Below are 3,217 nucleotides of genomic sequence, written 5' to 3'. Positions count from 1 at the left end.
TCTGGGAGAAGTCCTGGTCGTAGTCATCCAGCCCATCGCGCACCGAGTGCTCGCCACCCATGAAGATACGTCGCAGCGCACGCTGGCGTAGCGTCGGGTCCACGCCGCTCTGCATGAAGGCGCTGATGTCGGCGTCTGGAGTCAGGGTGTCGGGGTCTGGCAGCTCGATGACTGGCGCTTCAGCGTTGTCAGCGTCTGCTGCCTGCTGATCGCTCTCGGTTGATGCCTGTTCTGCTGGCTGTTCGGCTGACTGCTCTGCTGCCGAGGAGGGGCTGTCGCCGCCCAGGGCTTCGTGCTGCGAGCCACTCGCTGCAGGGGCGTCAGCGCTGTGGTCAGAGGCGACTCCCACCTGTGACGGCGGGAGGCTGTCGCCCTTGGTCACCTCGGCGCTGTCCGGCTGTGCCAGTTGGTCTTCACGGCGGCTGTCGCCTTGCTTGCGGCGTGACCAGCGCGAGAACAGGCCTTCATTGGCAGGGCTTGCGTTATCGTCGTGCTGGCTCATGACGTGCTTTCCGTACCATCACCGGGCTGATGCGTCTTGTTGGGCGTCGCGGCGAGCTGCTCTGCCTGACTGGCGCGCCCGGCGCCCTTGCGTTTCTTCTTCTTGCCCTCGTCGAGTCGTTCGCCGTGACGCGCGAGGTAGGCTTCCAGCCACACCATCAAGGCCGGGGGCATCGGCACATCCAGCACCAGCTGGTCGCCATCCATCCAATGCGATGCTACCTCCTGACAGGCCGTCACCACGCGGGGCTGCATGCCGTCGGCTTCACGCTCATCGCATTGGACGAACAGACGCGGCTGCTCGCAGCGCAGGTTGTAGCGGTAATCGGTGCGCTCGGTGAGGTGAAGCTGCAGCGGCAGGATGCGGCGATGCGCTACTTCATCAGCGGCGGCAGGCTCTGCTACGTGCGATTCCGTCTCTGGCGTTGCAGAGGGCGAGAGGTCGGCAATCCGCCAGGTGTCGATGCTGAAACGCCCCAGTTTCTGCGTGGTGGGCGCCAGGGTGACGCTCAACCAGCGGGTGTCGTCACTGCGGGGAGGGATGGATTCAGACATGGCTTCCTTGTTCACTGCTGTACCCGCAAGCGGGTCTGAAAAGAATGCTGCGATGGTGCTAGTGTGCAAGATACATGCCGGCGCATGCGATATCAGGGTTACCGTCAGTCAGTGCGGGGACAGCTCTGCCATCAGACTGGTACTCTACGGCGATTCAGCGCAAGAATTGCCATTCCAACCGGCTCGATCAGGGAGACCCGAGTTCATGATGCCCTCTGCACGGCCAGCGATCAGTCGCGCCACACTACCCACTACGCTGGACATCGAAGTCATGGATGAGCGCGGTGAGCGCCATCAGCAGTCCATTGCCGCCGAGCGCTCGCTGACCATCTATCTCAATCGTCGCGAGATCGTCACCTTGATGACCCTGGGTGCCGAACCTGAGGCGCTGGTGGCCGGTTATCTGCGCAATCAGGGACTGCTGGGTGAGCTTGAGGACCTCGAAGCGCTGCAGGTGGATTGGGAAGTCGAGAGCGCCTCGGTGGTGACGCGTCATCTGCCTGAGGATATCGAGCAGCGCCTCGGCAAGCGCACCGTGACCACCGGCTGTGGGCAGGGCACGGTATTCGGCAATCTGCTGGAGCGCCAATCACTGGCTGCGCTGGATGCAGGCCCCTTCAGTCAGGCCCTGTTGTATCGCCTGCTGGAGGCGCTGGCGGCGCACAACGCGACTTATCGCAAGGCCGGCGCGGTTCACGGCTGCGCCCTGTGTCGGGATGATGAAGTGCTGGCGTTCATCGAGGATGTCGGCCGCCACAACGCCGTCGATACGCTGGCGGGGCTGAGCTGGTTGGCGCCCTTGAGTGATGATGACAGTGATTATCAAGGGGCCAATATCTTCTACACCACCGGCCGCCTGACCTCCGAGATGGTACTGAAGGTGGCTCAGGCGGGGATCTCGGTGCTGGTCTCACGCTCCGGCGTCACGCAGAAGGGGGTGGAGCTGGCGGAACGCTTTGGCGTGTTGTTGATCGCGCGCGCCAAGGGGCGCCACTTCCAGGCGGTGGACCCTGCCGGGCGGCTGGTGCTGGACGCCATCCCGCCGCTGCGTGCAGGGGACGCTCTCAAGTCATCGCGCCATGACGCGTCAGGCAAGTCATCTTCATCAGGCGGCGCAGCCGGACATGACAAGGGGGCGCAGTGATGAGTCGTCTTTCTTCGCCGCTGGGCGTCATACCCTCACAGGGCTTTTCCTCTGAACTCGGCGCACCTTCGGGCGGCTCTACCGCTGAGTCTTCAGGCGAGGCCCTGAATGCGGCCACCGGCCGGCAGGCTCCGGTCCCCCACGACAACCCCTTTCTGACGGTGCAGGAAGTCGCGCGCCTTCTGCACCTCAACGAGAAGAAGATCTATCAGCTGGCCAGTGACGGCACCATGCCGGCGACCAAGGTGACCGGCAAGTGGCTCTTTCCGCGGCGCCTGGTGGAGCAATGGATTCTCGAGTCCAGCCATCATGGTGTGCTGGCGGATCGCCTGATGATCACCGGCAGTGATGACCCGCTGCTGGCCGCGCTCTCCATGCGTCTCAATCAGCAGCATGCCGGTAGCGCCTTCTATGGCATGAGCGTCACCGGCACGCGTCTGGGGCTTGATCTGCTCAGCCAGGGGCGTGCTGACGTCTGCGCCATTCACTGGGGGCGCGCGGAGGAGGCGGCGCTGCGTCATCCGGCGCTGATTCGCGGCCACGATGGCTATCGTCAGTGGGTGATGGTGCGGCTTGCGCGCCGTACCCAGGGGCTGATCATCCGCAATGATGATCGCCATCTGTCCATCGACCCAAGCGGCCTGTTCGGTTCGCAGCGGCGTTGGGCGGTGCGACAGGAGGGGGCGGGTTCGCAGCGCTTCCTGCAGGAGTGGCTGTCTGGCCATCAGATGCGTGCCGAGCAGCTCAATACTCTGGCGATCGCCTATTCCGAGCGTGAAGTGGCCTCGATGGTGGCGCGGGGCGAGGTGGACGTCGGCCCCGGTACGCTGTCGGCCGCCAATGAGTTCGGCCTCGGCTTCGTTCCGGTCTGTGAAGAGGCCTTCGATCTGGTGGTGCCGCGCAATGTCTATTTCCGCGATCTCTTCCAGGGATTGCTGGACTATCTGGCCACACCGAATGGTATCCAGCTGGCGCAATCCCTCGGCGGCTATGATCTGCGCGAATGCGGTCAGTTGA

The 3,217-nt window shown here is 63.9% G+C and carries 4 protein-coding genes; 2 read left to right on the top strand and 2 right to left on the bottom strand.

Features of this window, described 5'->3' with window-relative positions; genetic code table 11:
- Together AC4FAH_RS13185 and AC4FAH_RS13180 are read right to left on the bottom strand one after the other, a co-directional pair.
- Positions 1 to 502: DUF3306 domain-containing protein (locus AC4FAH_RS13185; protein WP_490246180.1), on the bottom strand; the 502-nt coding region annotated here is incomplete at its 3' end.
- A complete protein-coding gene (locus AC4FAH_RS13180) occupies positions 499 to 1,056 on the bottom strand; it encodes a DUF3305 domain-containing protein (protein ID WP_490246179.1) in 558 nt (185 codons plus the stop codon). The genes AC4FAH_RS13185 and AC4FAH_RS13180, both read right to left, overlap by 4 nt.
- A 208-nt stretch (positions 1,057 to 1,264) precedes the next feature.
- Between AC4FAH_RS13180 and AC4FAH_RS13175 the strand changes: the two genes are divergently transcribed.
- Both AC4FAH_RS13175 and AC4FAH_RS13170 read left to right on the top strand, forming a co-directional pair.
- A complete protein-coding gene (locus tag AC4FAH_RS13175; RefSeq protein ID WP_490246181.1) occupies positions 1,265 to 2,200 on the top strand; it encodes a formate dehydrogenase accessory sulfurtransferase FdhD in 936 nt (311 codons plus the stop codon).
- A partial coding sequence (locus AC4FAH_RS13170) for a substrate-binding domain-containing protein (protein ID WP_490246178.1) occupies positions 2,200 to 3,217 on the top strand: 1,018 nt, incomplete at its 3' end. The genes AC4FAH_RS13175 and AC4FAH_RS13170, both read left to right, overlap by 1 nt.

It is taken from the genome of Cobetia sp., from assembly GCF_983723665.1.
This window is presented reverse-complemented; position numbering and strand designations above follow the sequence as displayed.

Coding starts and splice junctions, on each gene's coding strand:
- AC4FAH_RS13180 (WP_490246179.1), bottom strand. CDS start 1,056: ATGTCTGAATCCATCCCTCCCCGCAGTGACGACACCCGCTGGTTGAGC.
- AC4FAH_RS13175 (WP_490246181.1), top strand. CDS start 1,265: ATGCCCTCTGCACGGCCAGCGATCAGTCGCGCCACACTACCCACTACG.